Below are 24272 nucleotides of genomic sequence, written 5' to 3' on the forward strand. Positions count from 1 at the left end.
TTGTTAGAATTTTAAAGTTATTAATGGAAATATCATGAATTTAGAGAACTATGAGCGCTTAACCAAGCAAGCTGTCGCACTCATTGAATCCGAAACTGATTTGATCGCTAACCTATCTAATATTAGTGCACTTCTTTTCATGGAGTTAGAAGACCTCAACTGGGCTGGTTTTTATTTGATGAAACAAGGCGAGTTGGTTCTTGGTCCATTTCAAGGTAAACCAGCTTGTGTGCGTATCCCAGTAGGTCGTGGTGTTTGTGGCACTGCTGCCGCGACGAATACGGTACAACGTGTATACGATGTTCATGCCTTTGAAGGTCATATTGCGTGCGATGCAGCGAGTAATTCTGAGATTGTGATTCCTTTTTCCATTAATGGTGAGATTGCTGGTGTTTTAGACATCGATAGTCCAAGTGTCGGTCGTTTCAGCGAAATTGATGAAACTGGCCTAACAAAGTTCATGGAATCCGTGGAAAAGCTGCTCAATTCCCATACAAACGTGGTCTAAAATCACATTTGCCTGTGGTTTTTCTATTGCAGGTCACTATAATACCAAGAATATTTTTCTTAATGCTTCGCGGATAACCGCATTAACCAGGAACCCACATGGAAAACACTGAGAAGTTGAAGAACAGCAAAGAAATTATCGCGTATATTGCTGAATGTTTCCCTAAATGCTTTACTGTAGAAGGTGAAGCGAAACCACTTAAAATTGGTATCTTTCAAGATCTTGCTGAACGTCTAAAAGATGACGAGAAAGTTAGCAAGACTCAGCTACGTGCAGCGTTAAGACAATACACTTCTTCTTGGCGTTACCTACACGGCGTTAAACCTGGTGCAGTACGTGTTGACCTAGATGGCAACGATTGTGGTGTACTAGAAGAAGAACACGTAGAACACGCAAAAGCGACACTGGCAGAAAGCAAAGCAAAAGTTGCTGAGCGCCGTAAAGAACAAGCTCAAAAAGCTCGTGAAGAGGGCAAAGCGAAACCTAAGGCTAAGAAGCCTCAAGGTGCACGTAAGCCACAGACTACAAAGAAAACAACGAAAGTAAATAAGCCAGTTGAGACGCGCGCTTTGAATGCAGATGAAATGATCATCGGTAAGCAAGTAAACGTAAACATGGGCAAAGGGAACATGGCTGCGACCATTGTTGAAATCAATAAGGAAGATGTGCGCGTTCAGCTAGTAAATGGCCTACAAATGGTTGTTAAAGCGGAGCACCTGCGCGCATAAAGGAGAAATTCCTACGCATGAAGTGCCGTTCAAAAGTATCTGTAATTGCTGCTAGCCTCTGGCTAGCAGCTTCTTCGGCTCACGCCCTCGAAGCAAAGTATGAAAAGTCAGAAATTCCTACTTTGGCTCCTGAAGTCCAGCATGAGACTGCCAGCAAGCGTGTGACCTCTCGATTCACTCGTTCTCACTATAAACATTTCACCTTAGACGATGAGTTTTCAAAAGCGATATTCACGCGCTACTTGGAGATGCTCGACTACAATCGCAATATTTTCACGCAAGCAGACATTGATAAGTTCGATGCTTGGTCAACAAAACTCGATGACCAACTAAAAGCGGGCAACAACCAAATCGCGTTTGATGTTTACAACCTCTCTATGCAAAAGCGTTACGATCGTTTTGCTTATGCGTTGTCGTTGCTAGACAAAGAGATGAAATTCGATGTGGATGAGGCCATAACGCTTGATCGTTCTGATGCCGCATGGCCGAAAGACGAGGCGGAGCTTGACGAGCTTTGGCGCAAACGCGTTAAATACGATGCTTTGAACCTTAAGCTTACGGGCAAAGACTGGGATGAAATTAAAGAGACACTTGGCAAGCGTTACAATAACGCTATCAAACGTCTCACCCAGTCTCACAACGAAGACGCGTTTCAAATTTATATGAACGCTTTCGCTCGAGAAGTGGATCCGCATACCAGCTATTTATCACCTCGATCAGCAGAACAATTCCAATCAGAAATGAACCTCTCGCTAGAGGGAATAGGTGCTGTGCTGCAATTGACTGACGACTACACCGTTATTCGTTCATTAGTTGCTGGCGGACCGGCATCTAAGAGCAAACAGCTTGGCGAAGGCGATAAGATCATCGGTGTTGGTCAAGATGGCGAAGATATTGTCGACGTTATTGGTTGGCGCCTTGATGATGTTGTCCAGCTTATAAAAGGGCCAAAAGGTACCAAAGTTAAGCTTCAAATCTTGCCGGACGGTAAAGATGCGAAAGCCACAGTGGTTGAGATTGTTCGCGATAAGATCAGACTCGAAGATCGTGCTGTGAAATCTGAAGTCTTTGAAAAAGACGGTAAGAAGATTGGTGTACTTGAGGTACCAAGTTTCTATGTCGGTCTTTCTAAGGATACGGATAAACTCATTACTGAGCTAAAACAGAAAGGCGTTGATGGTATTATCGTCGATCTTCGCAACAATGGTGGTGGTGCATTAACAGAAGCAACCGCAATGTCTGGCCTCTTTATTGAAAGCGGACCCGTTGTACAAGTTCGTGACAGCTACGGTCGAGTTAATGTGAACAGTGATACTGACGGTAAGATCAGCTATCAAGGTCCATTGACTGTGTTGGTTAACCGATACAGTGCGTCTGCCTCTGAGATTTTTGCCGCAGCGATGCAAGATTATGGTCGTGCTATTGTTCTTGGTGAAAACTCATTTGGTAAAGGTACCGTTCAGCAGCACCGCTCTTTGAATCATATCTATGACTTGTTTGATAAAGAGTTGGGCTACGTTCAATATACGATTCAGAAGTTTTATCGTATTGACGGTGGCAGTACTCAGAACAAGGGTGTAGTACCTGATATTGCATTCCCAACGGCGGTCGATCCTGCTGAAACAGGTGAGAGTGTTGAAGACAACGCGTTGCCATGGGATAGCATCGATAAAGCGAAGTACTCTGTGTTACAACGTAACGATGAGCTCATTGCCAAGTTGACAGAAGCACATGAAAAACGCATTGCGACGGATATGGAATTCGGCTTCATTGCTGAAGACATCGCCAAGTACAAAGCTGAAAAAGACGATAAGACATTATCACTGAGCGAAGCTGCTCGTAAGCAGGAAAGTGATGATAATGATACTCGTCGACTTGATCGCGTGAATCAGCGTCAAAAGGCGGCGGGCGAAGAACCATTTGAGGCTTTGGATGATATCCCGAAAGACTATGAAGTGCCGGACGCTTACTTAGATGAAGCGGTTGCCATCACAGTGGATATGGTCAACTCGAAAGGTTAATATTTTTCGATGCAACTAAGAAAAAACGAGCGGCAACGCTCGTTTTTTTCATTCTGATGAAACCTGCCTCAATTCTGATACTTAAAATTAAAAACCGTGATTTAGATCAAAATATTTCGCAATCTCGTATTAACCCACCTAAGCTTTAAGTAATTGTGAGGGGGATACATATGAGATGGATAACGCTAATTCTATGTGTTTTTTCGTTTGGAGTGATGTCGGAAACGCGCAAAGACAATAATGATTTAACCCAGTTTGATCAGCCGTTTCTGCTTGGTGATTGGTACTTAGTCAACCCAAGTCCAGGTGAAGCTCCGGACGCTTTTCTCGCGATAAAACTGACGCTGCAATCTAACTATTCTTTTAGTATCGACATACAGAAACAAGACTACAGTATCGAGCATTGGGAGGGTTTGTTCACCGCTAATGACGATACCATCATCCTAGGTTTAAACTCTGATGAACCCCAGGTTTATGCATATAGTGGAAATCACAATATGCTCAATCTCAATGGTGTCGTATTTACAAAAGCGTTGCCCAACGCGCTCGCAGGTATTTGGTCGTCAGTGAGTGTGTCTGGTGATGACAAACACGCTCAAGAAATAGCGCGCATGGATTTAATTCTCCAACCAGACTTCGTGTTTACTTTTCGTGTGAGTTCCAGTGAAGGTGAAGAAGCGATCCATAGCGGTGTTTACTACACCGAAGACGATCATATTGTGTTGCTCTATCAAGATGGCGAACATGATGCGACCTACACGCTTGATAAAGATGAACTGACTCTAGAGGTCGAAGATGGCGACATGTTCGCGGTACTGAACCGAATCCGCTAGGCAAATACTACATCAAAGCTTTGAGCGCCAACCCAAGTTGGCGCTTTTTTTATGTCATTCTCTGCAATCCTTTGTCCCATAAGGTTATAATCATTATCGATTCAGCGTATACCCGACTATAGTTGCAGGTATATTCTGCTAACAATAATAAAGACAAGGACTAAAGGATGACGGAGTCAGCACCTAAAGCCAAATACCGAAGTGATTATCAATCACCTTCGCACACTATTACAGATGTAAACCTAACTTTCGATCTTCATGAGACGAAGACTCGTGTTACGGCCATTTCTCAGGTTAAGCAACAAGGTAGTGAAACCACTATCTCTTTGGATGGTGAAGGCATTGAACTCGTTCAGATCACAATCAATGGAGAAGGTTGGACGGACTATACACAGACCGAAACCGGTCTTGAGATTCACAACCTTCCATCAGAATGCGAACTGAAAATCGAAAACATTATTTCCCCTTCAACGAACACGGCATTGGAAGGTCTGTATATTTCAGATGGCGCGTACTGCACACAATGTGAAGCAGAAGGTTTTCGTCGTATCACGTACTTTCTTGACCGACCTGATGTTCTGGCAAAGTACACAACTAAAGTTATTGCCGACAAAGCGAGCTTTCCATTCTTACTAAGCAACGGTAATAAAGTTGACGAAGGAGAGTTAGAGGACGGTAAGCATTTTGTGTCTTGGGAAGATCCACACCCAAAACCATCCTATCTGTTTGCTCTCGTTGCTGGTGATTTTGATGTGCTTCGCGATAGTTACACTACGCGCTCTGGACGCAATGTCGCATTGGAAATTTTTGTCGATAAAGGCAATCTAGATCGTGCGAACCATGCAATGGTTTCTTTGATTAACTCAATGAAGTGGGATGAAGAGCGCTTTGGTCTGGAGTATGACCTCGATATCTACATGATCGTGGCCGTTGATTTCTTCAACATGGGTGCGATGGAAAACAAAGGGCTGAACGTCTTTAACTCTAAGTTTGTTCTCGCGAATGATCAAACTGCAACCGACACTGATTATCTTGGTATTGAAGCGGTAATTGGCCACGAATATTTTCATAACTGGACCGGTAACCGCGTGACTTGTCGCGACTGGTTCCAGTTAAGTTTGAAAGAAGGCTTGACGGTTTTCCGTGATCAAGAGTTCTCGTCTGATTTAGGTTCACGTTCAGTTAATCGTATTAACAACGTGCGAATTATCCGTGGTCCTCAGTTTGCAGAAGATGCGAGCCCTATGTCTCACCCGATTCGCCCAGAGAAAGTTATCGAAATGAATAACTTCTACACGCTCACAGTGTACGAAAAGGGCAGCGAAGTCATCCGCATGATGCACACGCTACTTGGCGAAGATAAGTTCCAAGCGGGCATGAAGTTATACTTTGAGCGTCACGATGGTACCGCTGCGACGTGTGAAGATTTTGTCGCAGCAATGGAAGATGCTTCTGCTATTGATCTTAAACAGTTCAGACTTTGGTACAGCCAGTCCGGCACACCGAGTCTGACCGTTACCGACAATTATGACGAAGCCAATAAGACATACACGCTGACGGTCAAACAACAAACACCATCGACTCAAGATCAAACTGAAAAGCAGGCGTTACACATTCCATTTGACGTGGAACTGTATGACGAGCAAGGAAAAGTTATCGAGTTACGCCGTAACGGTAAGCCGTCTTCAAATGTATTGAATGTAACGAAATCTGAGCAGAGCTTTGTGTTTGAAAACGTCGAAAGCAAGCCAGTTCCATCTATGCTTCGCGAGTTCTCTGCACCTGTTCGTTTGAACTTCGAATACAGTGATGAGCAGCTGGCATTTTTGATGGTCCACGCGCGCAATGATTTTGCCAAGTGGGATGCTGGACAAATGCTTCTTGCGAAATACATCAAGTCGAATGTTGAAGCGGTACAAAAGGGTTTGAAGGTTGAGCTACCTGATTTGGTTGTTGATGCCTTCCGCGGTGTGCTGTTAAACAAAGAGCTTGAGCCTGCATTCATTGCAGAAGCACTGTCATTGCCAAGCTTTAATGAAGTGGCTGGTTGGTATGAAACCGTAGATGTAGATGCCGTATGTGATGTGCTGAAAGGGATCAAACTTGGACTTGCCGATGCTTTGCAAGATGAACTGTCGGCGCTTTACCATACATTAGCACAAGTAGAATATACGATTGAGCATGATGCTATTGGTAAACGTTCATTAAGAAACTTGTGTCTGCAATACCTAGCCAATGTCGAAGCTCATGCGCATCTTGTAAAAGAGCAGTATGAATCAGCGAACAACATGACCGATACAATGGCAGCAATGAGTGCGGCAAACAGCGCATCTCTTGCTGTTCGTGAAGAGATTATGGCTGATTACAGTGAAAAATGGAGCCATGATGGTTTGGTCATGGACAAATGGTTCGCGCTACAAGGTAGTAACCCGTCAGTGAACGCATTGGAGAATGTGAAAGCGTGTATGTCGCATAAAGCATTTAGCTTGAGTAACCCAAACCGAACAAGAAGTTTGATTGGTTCCTTCCTCAACATGAACCCACGCCAATTCCATGATAAATCAGGCAAAGGCTATGAGTTTGCGGGTGAAATTCTTACTCAGCTTAATGAGTCAAACCCTCAGGTTGCGTCTCGTTTAATCGATCCGTTGTTGAAACTGAAAAAATACGATAGCGAGCGCCAATCGCTTATCAAACATGAGCTTGAAAAGCTAAAAGCACTAGATAACTTAGCCAAAGACTTGTTTGAAAAGGTGACTAAAGCGCTAGAGTCTTAATGTAAAAACCCACCACTGTACAAAACAACAGTAGTGGGTTTCTTCTTATTGCTAGTTACTTGTCTAATCACTGTACATAAACGCACCGATCACTCAATGAAACAGTACTATTTCTCCCTGAATATTAGTTATAACGATTACCTCACGCACTATACTGGTCATACATCCAGTATTTTGGTGTATACCGATCAGGGACTAAGAATCCAGCTACCTGCGACACGATTTCGCCCATTTTTAACACAATTAGGCTTAAAAGGGCGCTTTCGATTAACAACTGACCAAAACAACAAGTTTTTACGGTTAGAATCACTGTAACTTGGCCCATATCTAGTGATATGAATAAGTGCATTAGTCACACAATCAAACATTTCCCTGAAACTTCCTCCATTTTTCATTAACCCTTTTTCAATAAAACTTTTACAATAAAGACAAGCCTACATCCCTCATAAAAACAAAAAAGTGGAGCGTTACTATGACCACGCGCGAACCTGTTGTTCCGGTTCTACTGGAGAAAGTTTATAAATTGATTGAATCCAAAGTAGAAGGAGCCAATCAGCCTCTAGTGACTAAACTTGCCAAACATATTTTAAGCAACGTTTCCCCTGACGATTTGCTGCAAAGAAATGAATCCGACCTGTATGGTGCTGTTGTTAGCTTATGGCATCATTTAAATGAGAAGAGATACGATGAAATTTCGGTCCGAGTCTTCAACCCGACGGTGAGCCGTCATGGTTGGCAGTCGACACATACTATCGTCGAGATTGCTGTCCCTGATTCTCCGTTCTTAGTCGACTCAGTAAAAATGGCGTTGAATCGAATCGATCTTACCTGCCATATTATGCTTCATGGTCCAACTCAGTTTGAAAGAAACGAGCAAGGGCAGATTACTTCTGTTAACGAAGGCAAAGGGCATCTTCAATCTGTTTTCCATATTGAGGTAGACAGACTGAGCGCGAAAGAAGAGATGAACGAGCTTAAAAATGAGCTTGTTAGCATCTTCGAAGACACGGGTTTAGTGGTCAATGAGTGGGAGGCAATGTCCGACAAGCTCAAAAAGATCACAAAAGACTTAGTAAAAAACAAAGCTAAGCTTCCGATGGAAGACGATCGCTTCGATGAGACTATTGCTTATCTAGAGTGGTTGGGTGATCACAACTTTACCTTCATGGGATATAAAGAGTTCGACCTAATCAGTGAAGAGGGGGATTCGGTTCTCAAACCAACCAAAGAGCCTGGACTCGGTCTGTTTTCAAAAGAAGAAAGAGTTCGCTCAGTAAAAATTTCTGAATTCTCAGACTCTGCTCGTCTAGAAGCAAAGAAACCTTTCCTACTGATTCTGACTAAGGGCAACAAGGCGAGTCGGATTCACCGTCCAGCGTATACCGATTATGTTGGAATTAAGAAATTTGACTCTAAGGGCAAGGTGATCGGCGAGCACCGATTTACCGGTCTGTACACATCGGCAGTGTACAACCAAAGCGTATCAACGATTCCTCTGATCCGCGAGAAAGTAGAGCGTATATTGGCATCGAGCGGCTATCGTGACGGTTCATATTCTTACAAAGCGTTAAGAAACATCCTTGAAAACTACCCACGTGATGAACTGCTTCAAGCGAAAGAAGAAGAACTGCTTGAAGTAGGTATGGGTGTGGTTCAAATGCAAGATCGTGATTTGATCCGTTTATTCATTCGAAAAGATCCGTTCGGTCGCTTCTTCAGTTGTATGGTGTACGTAAGTAAAGATCGTTATAACACTCAGCTTAGAAAAGATACTCAACGGATCCTTCAAAATTACTTCGGCATTGACCAAGAGGTTGAATTTACAACCTATTTCTCAGAAAGCCCATTAGCACGAACTCACTACATTGTGAGGGTAGACAATAACAACATGGATGTAGATGTGAAGGCGATTGAACGTAACCTAATGGAAGTATCAGCATCGTGGGATGACCGCCTATCTGAAGCCATTGTGGCTAACTTTGGTGAGAGCAAAGGTCTTCCACTTTCTAAAGTCTACTCGAGAGCATTCCCACGTTCTTATAAAGAAGACATGATGCCGACTTCTGCGGTTGCTGACATTGAGCGTCTTGAAGCATTGGATGAAGACAACAAGCTTGGAATGCTGTTCTATCGTCCTCAAGAAGCGGCTGCAGATTCCAAAGAGGTGAAACTAAAGCTCTATCATCGTGATGAGCCTATTCACTTATCTGACGTAATGCCTATGTTGGAAAACCTAGGCCTTAGAGTTATCGGTGAGTCACCATATGAGATCGTTAAAAGTGATGGCGGCACCTATTGGATCCTTGATTTTGCGATGCTGCATAAGAGTGAAACGGTTGTGGATCTTCGTGAAGCACGCGATCGATTCCAACAAGCGTTCGCTGCGATTTGGTCGGGTGATCTAGAAAGCGACGGCTTTAACAGACTGGTACTTGGTTCAGGTTTGACAGGGCGTGAGGTGTCTATCCTTCGTGCTTATGCACGCTATATGCGCCAAGTTGGCTTTCCGTTCAGCCAGCACTACATTGAAGACACGCTTAATCACTACCCAGACCTTGCAAAAGATTTGGTTGAGTTGTTTACTCAGCGATTTATGCCGTCTCTTAAAGGCAGTAAGAAGGGACAGCAACGTGTCATTGAAAAGATTCACAAGCAGCTGGATAAAGTGGATAGCTTGGATGATGACCGTATCATTCGCCGTTACGTGGAAATGATATCTGCGACGCTTCGCACCAACTATTATCAGAAAGATAAAGCCGGTGACAATAAGCCATGGTTATCATTAAAGCTTGAACCTAAGAATATTCCAGAGATCCCAGCTCCTGTTCCAGCGTTTGAGATTTTTGTCTATGCCCCGGACATTGAGGGTGTCCACCTACGAGGCGGTAAAGTCGCGCGTGGTGGTTTGCGTTGGTCGGATCGACAAGAGGATTTCCGAACCGAGATTTTGGGTTTGGTAAAAGCGCAGCAGGTGAAAAACACCGTTATCGTTCCTGTGGGAGCAAAGGGTGGATTTGTCTGTAAGCGTCAACCTCAGCTATCGAGTCGCGATGAGATCTTTGCAGAGGGTCAACGTTGCTATAAGCAATTTATTCGTGCGCTATTAGATGTCTCTGACAACATTATCGAAGGGGAAGTTATTCCGCCGAAGAGCGTCGTGAGACATGACGAAGATGATCCATACTTGGTGGTTGCCGCAGATAAGGGGACGGCAACGTTCTCTGATTTAGCAAACTCAGTTTCAGACGAATACAATTTCTGGCTTGGCGATGCATTCGCATCGGGTGGCTCAAACGGTTATGACCATAAGGCGATGGGAATTACAGCCAAAGGTGGCTGGGAATCAGTTAAACGTCACTTCCGTGAGATGGGGATAGACTGTCAGAATGAAGACTTCACCGCAATCGGTGTAGGTGACATGGCAGGGGATGTATTTGGTAACGGTATGCTGCTTTCTAAGCATATTAGGCTTCAAGCTGCGTTTAACCATATGCACATCTTCATTGATCCAAATCCAGAGTCATCAGCGAAAAGCTGGGAGGAACGTAAACGTCTATTCGATCTTCCACGTTCAAGTTGGGAAGATTACGATCCTAAGTTGATCTCTAAAGGCGGTGGCGTATTTGCACGCCGAGCAAAATCGATCACATTGACTCCAGAGATCCAAAAGATGCTTGGCACTAAAAAGGCATCAATGGCGCCAAATGATCTTATTAAGATGATTTTGTCGATGGAAGTCGATCTCCTTTGGAACGGTGGTATCGGCACGTATGTGAAATCGAGCTCTGAAACACACACAGATGTTGGAGACCGAGCCAATGATGTGCTGCGAATCAATGGTAGTGAGTTAAAAGCCAAAGTTGTTGGTGAAGGCGGTAACCTGGGTATGACTCAGCTTGGTCGTATTGAATATGCGCTCGCTGGTGGACGGGTAAATACCGACTTTGTTGATAACGTAGGTGGTGTAGATTGCTCTGATAACGAAGTAAACATTAAGATCTTCCTTAATGGTCTAGTCTCTAATGGCGATCTGACGGTAAAACAGCGCAACCAGATCCTAGAGTCCATGGAAGACGAAGTGGGTGAGATTGTATTGGACGACGCTTACTGTCAGTCTGAGTCAATTTCAGTGACCGAATTCCAAGGTGTCTCTTTGGTCAAAGAACAGATTCGCTTTATTCACACCTTAGAGAAAGCAGGTCACTTAGATCGCGCGCTCGAGTACATTCCTTCGGATGAAGATCTACTTGAGCGTGAAAAGCAAGGCATTGGCATGACTCGTCCGGAGCTTTCGGTATTAGTTGCATACGGTAAGATGGTGCTGAAAGAAGAGTTAGTCTCGGATGAGATCGCGAATGACCCTTATCATCAGCAACAACTCACCCAATACTTCCCATCTGAGTTACGCCGTAACTATATGGAAAGTATGCCAAACCATCCACTGCGAGCAGAAATTATCTCTACTATGCTTGCAAATCAGATGGTTAACGAGATGGGTTGTAACTTTGTGACTCGTTTGCAAGAAGAAACCGGCGCAACTGTGGTTGATATTGCTAATGCTTATGCGGCATCTCGTGAGATTTACGGTTTTGCCTACACATTTGAGCAAATCAGAAAGCTTGATAATGTGGCGAGCTCAGAAGCTCAGTATGAGTTGTTGTTCATTGTTCGCCGAACACTTCGTAGACTAGCTCGTTGGATTCTTCGTAATCGTCCTGGCAAACAATCAGTAGAGCAGTTAGTTGCTCGCTACCGTGATGACGTAATCAAGGTAGAGCAAACGCTAGAGAAGTGTTTGGTTGCTGAAGAGGTATCTGAACACAACGCTCAAGCTGATATTTGGGTAGGGCAAGGTGTTGAAAGTGATTTAGCAAATTACGTTGCTCGTCTATCAAGCCTACTTTCTGCAGTCGACATCTCAGAGATTGCAACCGAAGCAAGCTTTGATGTCGAGAGAGCATCCAAACTTTACTTCCACTTAGGTGATCGCTTATCACTTCACTGGTTCTTGAACCAAATTAACGGTCAAGCGGTAGACAACAACTGGCAAGCACTTGCGAGAGCAGCGTTCCGTGAAGATCTTGATTGGCAGCAACGCTTGTTGACGGCACAAGTACTGAAATGTGGTTGTGGGGGAGACAGTGAAAACGTGATCCTGTCACTTGATAACTGGATGGCGACAAATGAAAACAGCCTCCAACGTTGGGAAAATATTCTCAACGAGTTTAAGGTGGGTAATGTCCATGAGTTTGCTAAGTTCTCAGTTGCACTTCGCGAGCTAAGTCTACTTAATCTGAACTGTGCAAATAATCTTTAGATTGTTACCGCACAATGTTAACAATTAAGCGCTCTTCGGAGCGTTTTTTTAATCTTAAAAGACTACTTTAGTGACGGCGTAACACTGAATCGGTGCATTATTCTGCAAAACGTTTGCGTTTTGTTAGATAAACGAAAATCTTCGTTGCATGTTTGGGGGAATCAGTAAATAATACCACCCCGTTTACACGGGTTTTCTATCGGAGGCACAATGCTTTACCGTCTTGCCAGAACTGGCTTTTTCCAACTTGATGCCGAAAAGGCTCACGATCTCGCTATTCAAAACTTTAAACGCTTCACCGGCACACCACTTGATCTCGCTTATCGCCAACAGCTACCTAATCGACCTGTAGAATGTATGGGTTTAACCTTCAAGAACCCTGTTGGCTTGGCTGCTGGCCTTGATAAAAATGGTGAGTGTATTGAAGCATTCGGTGCGATGGGCTTCGGTTTTGTAGAAGTTGGTACGGTAACACCTCGTCCTCAACCAGGGAACGACAAACCACGTCTATTCCGTCTAGTGGAAGCAGAGGGCATCATCAACCGAATGGGCTTTAACAACCTCGGTGTAGATAATCTCGTTGAAAATGTAAAGAAAGCGAATTTTGACGGCATTATCGGTATCAACATAGGTAAGAACAAAGATACGCCGATTGAAAAGGGTGCTGAAGATTATATTATCTGTATGGAGAAGGTGTATGAGCATGCGGGATATATCGCTGTAAATATCTCTTCGCCAAACACTCCAGGGTTACGTTCACTCCAGTACGGAGAAGCACTGGATGAACTCCTTGCTGAACTGAAGGCGAAACAAGCAGAACTTGCTGAAAAACATAGTAAATATGTGCCATTAGCACTGAAGATCGCACCGGATCTGAATGATGATGAGATCGGCCAGATTTGTGACTCATTGATCAAAAATAAGATCGACGGTGTGATCGCGACGAATACGACGCTGGATCGTTCTGTTGTTGAAGGTATGAAGCATGCAAACGAAGCTGGTGGCCTAAGCGGCCGACCTGTACAGTCTCGTAGTACTGAAGTTGTTCGTCTACTTGCTAAAAACCTTGATGGTAAGCTTCCAATCATTGGCGTAGGTGGGATCGACTCTTTTGTTTCTGCAAAAGAGAAACTCATGGCAGGTGCGTCGTTAGTTCAAGTTTACTCTGGCTTCATTTATCACGGCCCTAAGCTTGTAAAAGACATCGTCAAAAATCTTTAAGCAAATTCTGTCAAAGTGACTAGGTTTGAATCATGAAAGGGGGAAATAGTTTTCCCCTTTTTTTTTGTTTATTCGTTTGTAGAATTAGTAACAACTGACCAAAAAGGTAATTAAGCGTTTTACCTAACAGTCTGATTATTCTTCAAATATAGAGACGGAACGATGCTTAAACCCAGCGATACATGGATCTGGTATATGGACGAGAGTGAGAACTCTCTTATGCTGGATTTGGGAGATGATATGGTTTTTAAAACCAATCTTTCCCGAAAACTCCTTGTTGAATGCGCGATGGGTCAGAACAACTTCACAGTCGATGACGCATCCGCGTTTCAAACCTTTAAAGACCAAATAAGCCTATTGGGACTTTCTGAACCAAGACAAGCAGAGCTTACGCTCTATTGTGTAGCCGCAAAACGTTTCCACAAGCCTGTTCAGCCTAAGAGCTGGTTCTTCGACCATCAAAATGGTACGTACCAGCCTCAAGAGGGTGACCTAGTTCGCTTAATCAACCAACACTCTGAGGGTTTCTTCATCGTGTTGGAAGTAGGGGAAAGTGCGAGTTTGTGTGCGTTGGTAGACCTAGAGTCATTCAGTTTGTCTTCAAACAAAGAAGTGGTGTTTGGTCAAAGTATTAAGGTTATGCACGACAGGATGGCCTGCGCACATCAATTTATGGCATTAAACCAGCCTATTGCTCTAGTTGGTTAAGAGCGTGGCATAGAGCGCGATAACGCGCCTTATAAGAAAAAGCAGTGGCAGCTTAGCAATTACAATAAGAAGTTCTTACTTCCATTTCTCGTAGAATTTATCGGTCCTTGTGGCCGATTTTTTTTGTCTCAAATATCTCCAATAGCCAAACCCAATCCTCAATAGTCACCCCATTAACTGACATGTTTGCTACTACATCTCTGTTGCAGTGCAAATAATTTGCTTTTTTTATCACCAGAAAGTGATGTATTTGTTCCCCAAATTAAGGGGGCATTCACTCCAAAATTCCTCCTTTCACTGCATTTTGTAAGTAAATTACAACTAAAAATGCTCACTGGTATATACCAAAAATGTAGCGAATAAGTATTCACTATCGCTATAGTACCCAAGTTTACGTTATTTAAATTAGCTACTGCTTATGTATTGATTGGAAAGATGTAGAAGGTTTATGACGGTTAAACCTTGTTCGAACAAACAAGTAGAGACGAAGATTGTGCAGGTTTATTTAGTGACAACAGGGATTGTCAGGTATAATCAACACCATTTTTCACAGCTAGATGAACACTATGAACCAATATCTTGCCGTCACTTCCAACGGTCTTGAAAACCTTCTTGCTCAAGAGCTTGAGCAAATGGGTTTAACTTCTGTAAAGCCAGTTCAAGCAGGAGTTAAATTTAAAGCGAGCAATGAGCAGATTTATCGCGCTTGTTTATGGAGCCGATACGCTTCTCGCTTTGTGAAAGTACTGTCGGAGTTCACTTGCCAAGATGATATGGATCTCTATCTGGCTGCTTCATCTATCAATTGGGTGAACCAGTTCCACAGTTCGAAGAAGTTCATTGTTGATTTCAATGGTACTAACCGAGAAATCCGCAATAGCCAATATGGCGCAATGAAAGTGAAGGACGCTGTTGTAGACGTCTTTACTAAGAAGAGCTTGCCTCGACCAAATATCAGTAAAGATCGTGCTGATGTGCGAGTTCACGTTAGGCTGCACAGAGATAAAGCGTTAATTGGCCTTGATATGGTTGGCTCAGGTCTTCATCAACGTGGTTATCGTACGGAGTCGGGACGTGCGCCTTTGCGTGAAACATTGGCTGCAGCTATCGTTTCTCGTAGTGGGTGGGAGCAAGGTAAGAATATGCTCGACCCTATGTGTGGCTCAGGCACACTACTGATTGAAGCGGCTATGCTTGCTGCGAATATGGCGCCGGGTGTTAAGCGTAAATCTTGGTGCTTTGAAGCGCTTGAAGACTTTGAACCTGAAGTTTGGGCTGAAGTGAAATCAGAAGCGAACGTACAAGCTCGACGCGGTGTCAAAAAGACTGACAGCAGGTTTTGGGGCTTTGATAATGACCCTAAAGTTCTTCGCACAGCAAGAGAAAATGCGAAACGAGCGGGTGTCGATGACCTGATTACGTTTGAGTTAGGCGATGCGAGTAAAGTAACTAAACCGGTAGAGTTTGCGGAAGGCGTCATCGTGTGTAACCCACCTTACGGTGAACGATTGGGTACTGAACCTGGGCTTATTGCTTTATACACTGAGTTTGGTAATCAGCTAAAAACAGAATTTGGCGGTTGCCAAGCATCTATTTTCTCAAGTTCTGACGATTTACTTAGCTGTCTGCGTATGCGTGCAGACAAACAGTTCAAATTGAATAATGGTGCGTTACAGTGTCACCAGAAAAATTATTCTATTTCTCAACGCAGTGCGGAACAGATTTCTGGTAACAATGATCTGCAAGTTATTGCGCCAGATTTCTCAAATCGCTTGAAAAAGAACATTGCTAAGATAGGTAAATGGGCCAAGAAAGAAGGGCTTGATTGTTACCGTATCTATGATGCCGATCTTCCGGAGTACAACGTTGCAGTAGACGTTTACCAAGACTCATTAGTTATTCAAGAGTACGCTGCACCGAAGAGCATCCCGGAAGAGACAGCCAAACGACGTCTAACGGATATTATTCGTGCGTCGATTAAAGTAACAGGGGTCGATACGAATAATGTCGTCCTTAAAGTGCGCGAGAAGAAGAAAGGGTCATCTCAGTACAATAAGCTTGCTCAAAAGTCATCGACTATGACGGTAAACGAGTATGGTGCACAGTTAATCGTAAACCTTCATGACTACCTAGATACTGGTTTATTCCTGGATCATAAAATTACTCGTCGTAAATTAGGCGAGATGGCACAAGGTAAGGACTTCTTAAACCTATTTGCTTATACAGGTTCTGCGACAGTGCACGCGGCGCTTGGTGGTGCCAAATCTACAACGACTGTAGATATGTCCAACACTTACCTAGAGTGGGCAAAAGATAATATGAAGCTTAACGGCCAAGTGGGTCGTCAGCATCAATATATTCAAGCAGATTGCTTACAATGGTTGGCTAAAGCAACAGGCAGCTATGACCTTATCTTTATTGACCCACCGACGTTCTCTAACTCCAAGAGAATGGAGCAGTCCTTCGATGTTCAACGTGACCACGTCACGTTAATGCGCGATCTCAAACGATTATTGAGTGCCAATGGCACTATCGTATTCTCTAATAACAAACGTCATTTCAAGATGGATATGGCGGCGCTAGAAGAAATCGGATTAACGGCTAAGAACATCTCAGATAAAACGCTACCGCTGGACTTCTCGCGTAATAAGCATATTCACAACTGCTGGGTTATCTCTCACGAAAGCTAAAGATGGACTATGGCAAAGGAACTGATTTTATATAGCACAGAAGGATGCCATCTCTGCGAGATGGCTCTTGAACTCCTGCAACAGGTTGGGCTGGAAGAAAAGGTTAGTATCGTTGATATCGCTTTCGACGATGCTTTGTTTTCTCGTTACGGTGTCACTATTCCCGTCATTAAAGTTGATCAATCAGAAATCAACTGGCCCTTCGATCTCTCTCAACTTCAACAATGGTTAACAGTCAATGGCATTACTTACCATCCATAATGGGCAACTAGCGTTTGGCGATCACCCGCTACTCGATAAAACCGACTTTGCTTTGCAAGAAAATGAACGTGTGTGTCTTGTCGGACGCAACGGTGCAGGCAAATCGACCTTAATGAAGGTGCTCGCTGGCGACATCATCATGGATGACGGCAAGCTGCAAATTACTCAAGATGTGGTTGTTTCGCGTTTGGAGCAAGATCCACCGCGTGATCAAGCAGGTACGGTTGCTGACTATGTTGCCGAAGGTCTTGCTGAAGTCGGAGAGCAACTTAAGCAGTATCACACGTTACTTGAGCTGGTGGCACAAGACCCAAGTGAATCCCATATCAATCGTCTAGCAAAAGTACAAGAGAGCCTTGAGGTGTCGGGTGCATGGCGTTTTGAGGATCGTATAAAGAACATTCTCGGTGCACTCAAGCTTGACGGAAACACATTGTTAACCGACCTCTCTGGCGGCTGGCAACGCAAAGCGGCGTTAGCTCGTGCACTAGTGTGTGACCCTGATGTTTTGTTGCTTGATGAGCCAACTAACCATTTAGATGTGACGACTATCGAATGGTTGGAAACGTTCTTAAAGGATTTCCGCGGTTCTATCATCTTTATTTCACACGACCGTGCTTTCATTCGTTCAATGGCAACACGTATCGTAGATCTTGATCGTGGCCAGTTAGTGTCATTTCCGGGTGACTATGAGAAGTATTTAGTCGAGAAAGAAGAAGTGTTACGTGTTGAAGAAATGCAAAACGCGGAATTCGACAAAAAGCTTGCCCAAGAAGAAGTCTGGATCAGACAGGGCATCAAAGCTCGCCGTACTCGTAACGAAGGTCGAGTTCGCGCACTCAAGAAATTGAGAGAAGAACGTAAAGGGCGCCGTGAAGTGCAAGGTAAAGTCAACCTTAAACTTGATGATACAAGCCGCTCAGGAAAGATCGTGTTTGAAGCTACCGATCTTAGTTATCAGATTGAAGGTAAGACCATCATCAATAACTTCTCGTTCAACATTCAGCGTGGAGATCGCATTGCTCTTATCGGTCCTAATGGTTGCGGTAAGAGTACGCTCATCAAGTTGTTGCTAGACCAACTAACACCAAGCTCAGGTAAGCTAAAGTGTGGTACTAAGCTAGAGGTAGCGTATTTTGACCAATACCGTGAAGCTTTGGACCCAGAGAAAAGTGTCATTGATAACTTGGCTGACGGTAAGCAAGAAGTCATGGTAGGCGGTCGAGAGCGTCACGCACTTAGTTATCTGCAAGATTTCTTATTTGCACCCAAACGTGCTCGTACACCAGTGAAAGCTCTATCCGGTGGTGAAAAGAACCGTTTATTGCTAGCGAGAATCTTCCTTAAGCCGAACAACCTATTGGTTCTCGATGAGCCAACTAACGATCTTGATATTGAAACGCTAGAATTACTAGAAGAACTTTTAGGCAACTACCAAGGAACCTTGCTTCTAGTAAGTCACGACCGTCAATTTGTTGATAATACTGTGACGGCTAGCTGGATTTTTGAAGGAAATGGGGTTATCGAAGAGTTCGTTGGTGGGTATCATGATGCTCAGCAGCAAAGGCAACAGGTGCTCGATGCACGTAAAGCCTATGAACCAGTAAAAGAGAATAAAAAACAGCCAGTTGAACAAGATAAGAAAGCAACTACTGTGAACTCTAAGCCTAAGAAGCTGTCCTATAAGCTACAAAGGGAATTAGAGGCGTTACCAGCGTTGTTGGAACAGCTGGAGCAAGAGATTGAACAACTACAGGAAACGGTCAATGACCCAGCGTTTTTCGCCAAGCCTGTGGATGAGACACAACCCATTTTAGATAGTTTGTCTGCAAAAGAGCAGGAGCTAAACGTTGCTTTTGAGCGATGGGAAGAGCTAGAAGCAATGCAACAGGAAAGTTAGTTTTGATGAGTCGTAATAATTTTAAAATTTCATTGATTGCAGCAAGTGTACTTGCTGCGACTTCAGGGCACGCTGCTTTGTATAAAGTTGTTGAGATAAGCCCAACAGCCGGTTATGAAGCGGGTTTCGCTAATGGTGTTGAAATAACTGAGTTTTATGGCTCAGCTATTGAAAAGTCGATTCAGACTAGCACCAACAAAGGTTGTTTTGGTGAGGATTGTTCCTCTAACACAACTGTAACCTATGGTGATTCAAGAGCAGGATCCGAAGGGCATTCATACCGACAAGAAGTTCCGTTTAACTTTGACTCATCGTTTTTCTACACAGACTGGAACAGAAACAGAGACTACTGCCGCAACGAACTTGGCTATCAGACATGTGATCCTGCTTGGACCGATAAGTTATGGCATAGTTTCAGTGATCATGGTGGTCTACGTAGAGAAAGAGATGCTTGGGGGGCCACCGGTTATAGGTCAAACGCACAAGTCTTTAGGGATGCGCAATTATTCGCCTTAGGGCAGCCTTCTTCCTCTAATTACTCACCAAGTGGATTTTCTTATCTATCAACTTCTAGTAACGCAGTAGTCAATGGAGTCGATGAAGGTAACGTTGCTTTAGGGAATATCAGCAGTGGCTATTACAATAACGGCTCAAACACTGCTCTCATATATCGTCACCGAGGTTTTTGGGGAAATGGTGACACTCCTGCTATCCTGCTGCCTAAGCAAGACGGTAACATTACCGAAAAAATGGGGCGAACAATGGCATTCGATGCGTTTGAGTTTGGTGGAGACGACTACGTAGTCGGAAGCGCTTCTGTCGCACCGTTTGATTATACAGATTCAAATAAAAACTATCGTGGTTCCGTTTCTAATTGTATAAATAATGCCAGTATTAATGCGGACCCTGCGGCTTATCCTGATTGTCAAAATTTTGCGTTTGCATCTCGCGCTACTATTTGGAAGGTTACTGGAGCGAGTTCTGGTGCTGAGATATCACCGGATACCTTTTATGATTGGCAAAATACCACCGACGCCAATATAGATAGAAAGGCAAGTCAAGGTAGCATACGTGGTGTAGCTGTTTCTTCTGCCTCCGCATTTTCAGGGAAACCGGTTTTCGTGGGACTTAATACTACTCGCGATGGAAGTAACTTGTTTATGCAAGCTACTGTATTTACACCGAATACTGATTTTTCTGCTGGCAATATTGATAAAGTGACCTCGCGAGTTATCCCCCGAGCTACGATCAAAGATGGTGACGACTTCGTCTACAGTAACTCAGTTGCTACAGACATCAACCAGAACTTAGTCATAATCGGTGAGGCCAAGCGCCGGGGAGATAAGCGAGAAAATGGAGCAGCTCCAAACCGTATGTTTTTGGCTTCGATTGATTCGAGTGGTAACGTTGGATCGGCGCAGTATTTTGATGAGCTAAATGGGAATAGCGGTATTTTCTTCCGTGGTGTTGGCGGAGAGACAGGCGCAATTAATAACTTCAACGAGATTGTTGGTGCCGTGGACGCGGAGCAAACGACCGAGTATTTTGGTAAGAAGCGTCGTCAACGTGGCTTTATCTACCCATATAGTGTCGCTGACTCAAGCGATCCGGACATGGTTGAGAGACGTGAAATTTTCCAAAATCGACCATGGCTGCTTGATGACCTTACAAATGATGGCAAGCTCGATGGAAATAATCAGTATCGAATCGTAGATGCTGCTGATATAAATGACGATGGTATAATTGTTGCGTCCGCATTGAAATGTGAAGGTGGTTATGACACGACTAGCCATAACTCTTACTGCGGTAATGGTCAAAAACGCGAGCGTGTCGTAGCGGTTAAGTTGATCCCGATCGCAAATGAAGCGGAACGTTCAATCCAGACACGAGCTGTTGAAGCTCCGCCAGTCAAGCGTAGTGGTGGTAGCCTAGGTTGGATGGCATTGATTCTTCTTGGATTCTTCGGGTTACGTCGTAACAAGTAGTCACAAGTGACGAGAATCCCAGGTTCACAGTTCTGAATCTGGGATTTTTTGTATCTTGAGATCAGCGGAAAAATGCGCAATTATTAAAGAGGAGTCACAAAAGCTCCACAAATCTTTAATGATAGAAAGTCGGGAAACCGATTTTGTATAGCGAGGACCGTACTATGAAGAGACAAAAGCGTGATCGTCTAGAACGAGCTCAATCACAGGGTTACAAAGCTGGATTGAATGGGCGATCGATGGAAGCCTGTCCCTATCAACAAATGGATGCAAAGTCATATTGGCTTGGCGGTTGGCGTGACGCGAGAGATGATAAACAATCAGGACTCTTCAAGTAGTCGGGAGCGAAATTGAAGTAACAAAGGGCCTCAAAAGAGACCCTTTAATGAACCCCTAACGCACTATAACTAATAATCTTAACTAAAAATAAACGACTCCGAAGAGTCGCTTATTGAAATTCTATCTTAGAAAGCAGAAGTGTCTTTAAACAGACCGACTTTCAAATCTTTTGCTACGTAGATTTCTTTACCATCAACTAGTACGCGACCGTCAGCAATACCCATGACCAGCTTACGATTTACCACACGCTTCATGTGCAGTTCGTACGTTACTTTCTTAGCCGTGGGTAGTACTTGACCAGTAAACTTAAGCTCACCAACACCTAGTGCACGACCTTTGCCTTCACCGCCAATCCAACCTAGGTAGAAGCCAACAAGTTGCCACATTGCATCAAGGCCAAGACAGCCTGGCATTACTGGATCACCGATGAAGTGACAATCGAAGAACCATAGGTCAGGAGTAATATCGAGTTCCGCAACGATCAGACCTTTGCCAAAGTCACCTTCAGTTTCCGACATTTTTGTCACACGGTCCATCATCAGCATGTTAGGTGCTGGTAGTTGAGGGTAGCCCTCGCCGAATAGTTCTCCGCGGCTAGAGGCTAGAAGGTCTTCACGGCTATAAGAATCACGTCTGTTTTGCATTATATAATTACTCCAAATTTTCGTTAGGCCATCTTAGTGAACAGGTGTACGCTAGACAAGTCCGACCACGACTAGACAAACCAGTTTTTAATCCTTGTCACAATTGATTCTGGCATCTCATGTTTTTCAAAGTTTTCAATACGTTCAGCAATCTTGCCGATCACACTTTCTTCACTTTCACTATTGAAAGGTTTACCAAGTAAAAGTGGGATGACTTCATCAACGTGTGTCGCTGACCAGATGTGAAATTCTCCGTTCTTGATGCTTTCAACAAGCTCTTTGTTCAATGCCAAGTGCTGTACATTTGTCTTGGGCAAAATGACACCTTGTTTGCCAGTGAGGCCTTGGTGCCTACACACGTTGTAAAAGCCTTCGACTTTCTCATTGAGGCCACCTACGGCTTGGACGCGCCCAAACTGATCGACCGCACCGGTTACAGCGATTTGCTGGTCGATCGGATAACCTGACAAGGCACTAACTAAAGAGCAAAGCTCAGCAAGTGAGGCGCTGTCTCCGTCAACTTCACAGTATGATTGCTCAAATACGATTGATGCTGAGTAAGGCAGAGGTGCATCCAAATCGAGCTCAGATGAGACAAATGCTTGCATGATCATCATGCCTTTTGCGTGGATATTGCCACCAAGGTCTACTTTGCGTTCTACGTCTGAAATGTCGCCATCGCCAAAGTGAACGACACAGGAAATACGTGCCGGCTCACCATAAGAAATAGGGTGGCCTGGAATATCAATGACGGTCAATCCATTGACTTGACCCACTTGTTTTCCTTGCGTTTCGATAACGACTTGACCTTCTAAAATGTCATCGATAGCACGCTCAGGTAAGTACGACTCACGATTTCGTTTTGCATCGATTGCTGACTCGATATGCTCGCAAGATATCACGGAAGTATGACTGTAGGATGAAGCTTCGCACAACAACGCTTTGTGCCAATCAAGTGATAGTGGCCAGTACTGCTTATCTTCAGTCTCACGCGCACCAGCTTGCAGGAGTTTGAGATAAGCTGAACGGTCGAGTTGCTTTTCCCCGAGACAAGAACGAACCACATAGTTTACGAACGACAGGTATTGCTCTGCGCTCGTTTGGGTGACTTTTAAATCGCTTTCGACTTCGGTGTACTGCATAAATCCAGAACGGTAATCGCTATCTATCAGGTCTAAGTCTGAAAGTTGATCACGATCACCGATAATCACCAGCTTGAAATCTGAGCAAAATGTTGGTGGTTGTACCGACACATTCTCAGAGTCAACCGCTTGGCACTCAAGCTTAGCACCTTGCAGCAGAGCCTTCAGATTAGTCCATACACCAAGGTTTGCCAGTGCGCTCTGAGCGGAACATACTAAAACACTTTTATTAGCTTGTGAGACAAGGCCCCTAGAAATTTGGTTTTCACCTTGCACATTTTTATAGCGGTCAAAAAGTAGGTCTGGGTTCGCTTCAACGCCAATAATTGTACTGTGACCAAGCTTTTCGATCGAATCGCTAACCAGTTGTCGATAAGCTAAGCTATCTCCATCTTTAATCACTAGCACTTTCGAAGGGCAATTGTCTGAAACGAAGTAAGACAGCGCGGCTTTGAGACGCGGTTGTAACTCAATAGGCTCAATCGAAGGGAGAGTGGAAGCAGTGTCTAGGAGATCGCTAAAATCGTTGTACAGGGGGCAAACTTCTTGCCAAGAGACTTGATTCATTATGTCTTTACTTAATTTAGATTTGCACGAAGTATACAATGAATAGGGCTGTAACGTTAGTTTTTCGAGCCGACGTAAAGCGAGCAAAATCTCATAAAACAACCTTTATTATTGAGAAGTTTAGTAACTTGGGTTACGCTGTCACTGTAAACAGAGTAGGGATGCAAACCAATGAAATACCAACAACTTGAAAACTTAGAATGTGGTTGGAAGTGGCAGTATTTAACAAAAAAGTGGCGTGAAGGTGAGAACATCACTCGTTATGTAGATACAAGCGAAATTGAACACGCCGTATCGAAGCTTAAGCAACTTGAGCATGAACCTACTCTGGTCCTTGATTGGATCAATGAACACATGTCGGTTGAGTTAGATAACAAGCTAAAGCAAGCTATTCGAGCGAAGCGAAAGCGTCACTACAATGCCGAACAAGTACATACCAAAAAGAAATCCATCGATTTGGATTTTCGTGTATGGGAAAAGCTTTCTCATCGTGCTAATGATCTGGGATGTACACTATCAGAAGCGATCGAATACTTGCTGAGCGAAGCATCTAGAAGTGAAAAGGCGACGCAAAAGGTTAGTAGTTTGAAAGAGGACTTGAGTAAGTTACTCGGTGATTAAAATAGGGGTT

General features: G+C 43.9%; 17 protein-coding genes. 15 read left to right on the forward strand and 2 right to left on the reverse strand.

What is annotated here, in order from left to right:
- Window positions 1–34: 34 nt before the first annotated feature.
- The 14 genes from msrC (at window position 35) to rmf (ending at window position 21287) form a co-directional block, all read left to right on the forward strand.
- Complete coding sequence (msrC, locus tag J4N45_RS07995; RefSeq protein WP_042475693.1) at window positions 35–508, forward strand: free L-methionine (R)-S-oxide reductase MsrC; 474 nt, start codon at window positions 35–37, stop codon at window positions 506–508.
- A 98-nt stretch (window positions 509–606) separates the two neighbouring features.
- Complete coding sequence (gene proQ, locus J4N45_RS08000) at window positions 607–1236, forward strand: RNA chaperone ProQ (RefSeq protein ID WP_042475696.1); 630 nt, start codon at window positions 607–609, stop codon at window positions 1234–1236.
- Window positions 1237–1253: 17 nt separating this feature from the next.
- The gene (gene prc, locus J4N45_RS08005) at window positions 1254–3257 is read left to right on the forward strand and encodes a carboxy terminal-processing peptidase (protein ID WP_252014446.1); all 2004 of its coding nucleotides are present in this window, start codon (window positions 1254–1256) and stop codon (window positions 3255–3257) included.
- A gap of 170 nt (window positions 3258–3427) precedes the next feature.
- Complete coding sequence (locus tag J4N45_RS08010; RefSeq protein ID WP_042475699.1) at window positions 3428–4090, forward strand: hypothetical protein; 663 nt, start codon at window positions 3428–3430, stop codon at window positions 4088–4090.
- Window positions 4091–4257: 167 nt separating this feature from the next.
- Window positions 4258–6867 carry an aminopeptidase N gene (pepN, locus tag J4N45_RS08015; RefSeq protein ID WP_252014447.1) on the forward strand — a complete coding sequence of 870 codons (2610 nt, stop codon included), beginning with the start codon at window positions 4258–4260 and terminating at the stop codon, window positions 6865–6867.
- Between the two features lie 96 nt (window positions 6868–6963).
- The gene (locus J4N45_RS08020) at window positions 6964–7182 is read left to right on the forward strand and encodes a DUF2835 domain-containing protein (protein WP_252014448.1); all 219 of its coding nucleotides are present in this window, start codon (window positions 6964–6966) and stop codon (window positions 7180–7182) included.
- Window positions 7183–7339: 157 nt separating this feature from the next.
- Window positions 7340–12184: an NAD-glutamate dehydrogenase gene (locus tag J4N45_RS08025; RefSeq protein ID WP_252014449.1), complete on the forward strand. Its 4845-nt coding sequence runs from the start codon at window positions 7340–7342 to the stop codon at window positions 12182–12184.
- A 210-nt stretch (window positions 12185–12394) separates the two neighbouring features.
- A complete protein-coding gene (gene pyrD, locus J4N45_RS08030; RefSeq protein WP_252014451.1) occupies window positions 12395–13405 on the forward strand; it encodes a quinone-dependent dihydroorotate dehydrogenase in 1011 nt (336 codons plus the stop codon).
- Window positions 13406–13567: 162 nt separating this feature from the next.
- Window positions 13568–14113 (forward strand): cell division protein ZapC, encoded by a 546-nt coding sequence (locus J4N45_RS08035; RefSeq protein WP_252014452.1) that lies wholly within the window; start codon window positions 13568–13570, stop codon window positions 14111–14113.
- A 566-nt stretch (window positions 14114–14679) separates the two neighbouring features.
- On the forward strand, window positions 14680–16803 hold the full coding sequence (gene rlmKL / locus J4N45_RS08040) for a bifunctional 23S rRNA (guanine(2069)-N(7))-methyltransferase RlmK/23S rRNA (guanine(2445)-N(2))-methyltransferase RlmL (RefSeq protein WP_252014454.1): 2124 nt from the start codon (window positions 14680–14682) through the stop codon (window positions 16801–16803).
- A gap of 9 nt (window positions 16804–16812) precedes the next feature.
- Window positions 16813–17064, forward strand: a complete 252-nt coding sequence (locus tag J4N45_RS08045; RefSeq protein WP_234493743.1) for a glutaredoxin family protein — start codon at window positions 16813–16815, stop codon at window positions 17062–17064.
- Entirely contained in the window at window positions 17042–18964 is a 1923-nt protein-coding gene (locus J4N45_RS08050) for an ABC transporter ATP-binding protein (RefSeq protein WP_252014455.1), read from the forward strand. The genes J4N45_RS08045 and J4N45_RS08050 overlap by 23 nt, the downstream gene beginning before the upstream one ends.
- A gap of 5 nt (window positions 18965–18969) precedes the next feature.
- Entirely contained in the window at window positions 18970–20949 is a 1980-nt protein-coding gene (locus J4N45_RS08055) for a DUF3466 family protein (protein WP_252014456.1), read from the forward strand.
- Window positions 20950–21113: 164 nt separating this feature from the next.
- Window positions 21114–21287: a ribosome modulation factor gene (gene rmf / locus J4N45_RS08060; protein WP_042475718.1), complete on the forward strand. Its 174-nt coding sequence runs from the start codon at window positions 21114–21116 to the stop codon at window positions 21285–21287.
- Window positions 21288–21413: 126 nt separating this feature from the next.
- On the opposite strand, the gene fabA is transcribed toward rmf, so the two are convergent.
- Together fabA and J4N45_RS08070 are read right to left on the reverse strand one after the other, a co-directional pair.
- Entirely contained in the window at window positions 21414–21932 is a 519-nt protein-coding gene (gene fabA, locus J4N45_RS08065; protein WP_128650537.1) for a bifunctional 3-hydroxydecanoyl-ACP dehydratase/trans-2-decenoyl-ACP isomerase, read from the reverse strand.
- A gap of 71 nt (window positions 21933–22003) precedes the next feature.
- A complete protein-coding gene (locus tag J4N45_RS08070; protein WP_252014457.1) occupies window positions 22004–23641 on the reverse strand; it encodes a S16 family serine protease in 1638 nt (545 codons plus the stop codon).
- A 171-nt stretch (window positions 23642–23812) separates the two neighbouring features.
- On the opposite strand from J4N45_RS08070, the gene matP reads away from it, so the two are divergent.
- Entirely contained in the window at window positions 23813–24262 is a 450-nt protein-coding gene (gene matP, locus J4N45_RS08075) for a macrodomain Ter protein MatP (protein WP_128650539.1), read from the forward strand.
- Window positions 24263–24272: the final 10 nt, after the last annotated feature.

Origin of the sequence: Vibrio sp. SCSIO 43140 (assembly GCF_023716585.1) — a bacterium.
Lineage (GTDB): Bacteria > Pseudomonadota > Gammaproteobacteria > Enterobacterales > Vibrionaceae > Vibrio > Vibrio maritimus_B.

Bases quoted from the DNA above. Each gene is read 5' to 3' on its own strand.
- msrC (WP_042475693.1), top strand. From the start codon at position 35: ATGAATTTAGAGAACTATGAGCGCTTAACCAAGCAAGCTGTCGCACTC.
- proQ (WP_042475696.1), top strand. From the start codon at position 607: ATGGAAAACACTGAGAAGTTGAAGAACAGCAAAGAAATTATCGCGTAT.
- prc (WP_252014446.1), top strand. From the start codon at position 1,254: ATGAAGTGCCGTTCAAAAGTATCTGTAATTGCTGCTAGCCTCTGGCTA.
- J4N45_RS08010 (WP_042475699.1), top strand. From the start codon at position 3,428: ATGAGATGGATAACGCTAATTCTATGTGTTTTTTCGTTTGGAGTGATG.
- pepN (WP_252014447.1), top strand. From the start codon at position 4,258: ATGACGGAGTCAGCACCTAAAGCCAAATACCGAAGTGATTATCAATCA.
- J4N45_RS08020 (WP_252014448.1), top strand. From the start codon at position 6,964: ATGAAACAGTACTATTTCTCCCTGAATATTAGTTATAACGATTACCTC.
- J4N45_RS08025 (WP_252014449.1), top strand. From the start codon at position 7,340: ATGACCACGCGCGAACCTGTTGTTCCGGTTCTACTGGAGAAAGTTTAT.
- pyrD (WP_252014451.1), top strand. From the start codon at position 12,395: ATGCTTTACCGTCTTGCCAGAACTGGCTTTTTCCAACTTGATGCCGAA.
- J4N45_RS08035 (WP_252014452.1), top strand. From the start codon at position 13,568: ATGCTTAAACCCAGCGATACATGGATCTGGTATATGGACGAGAGTGAG.
- rlmKL (WP_252014454.1), top strand. From the start codon at position 14,680: ATGAACCAATATCTTGCCGTCACTTCCAACGGTCTTGAAAACCTTCTT.
- J4N45_RS08045 (WP_234493743.1), top strand. From the start codon at position 16,813: ATGGCAAAGGAACTGATTTTATATAGCACAGAAGGATGCCATCTCTGC.
- J4N45_RS08050 (WP_252014455.1), top strand. From the start codon at position 17,042: ATGGCATTACTTACCATCCATAATGGGCAACTAGCGTTTGGCGATCAC.
- J4N45_RS08055 (WP_252014456.1), top strand. From the start codon at position 18,970: ATGAGTCGTAATAATTTTAAAATTTCATTGATTGCAGCAAGTGTACTT.
- rmf (WP_042475718.1), top strand. From the start codon at position 21,114: ATGAAGAGACAAAAGCGTGATCGTCTAGAACGAGCTCAATCACAGGGT.
- fabA (WP_128650537.1), bottom strand. From the start codon at position 21,932: ATGCAAAACAGACGTGATTCTTATAGCCGTGAAGACCTTCTAGCCTCT.
- J4N45_RS08070 (WP_252014457.1), bottom strand. From the start codon at position 23,641: ATGAATCAAGTCTCTTGGCAAGAAGTTTGCCCCCTGTACAACGATTTT.
- matP (WP_128650539.1), top strand. From the start codon at position 23,813: ATGAAATACCAACAACTTGAAAACTTAGAATGTGGTTGGAAGTGGCAG.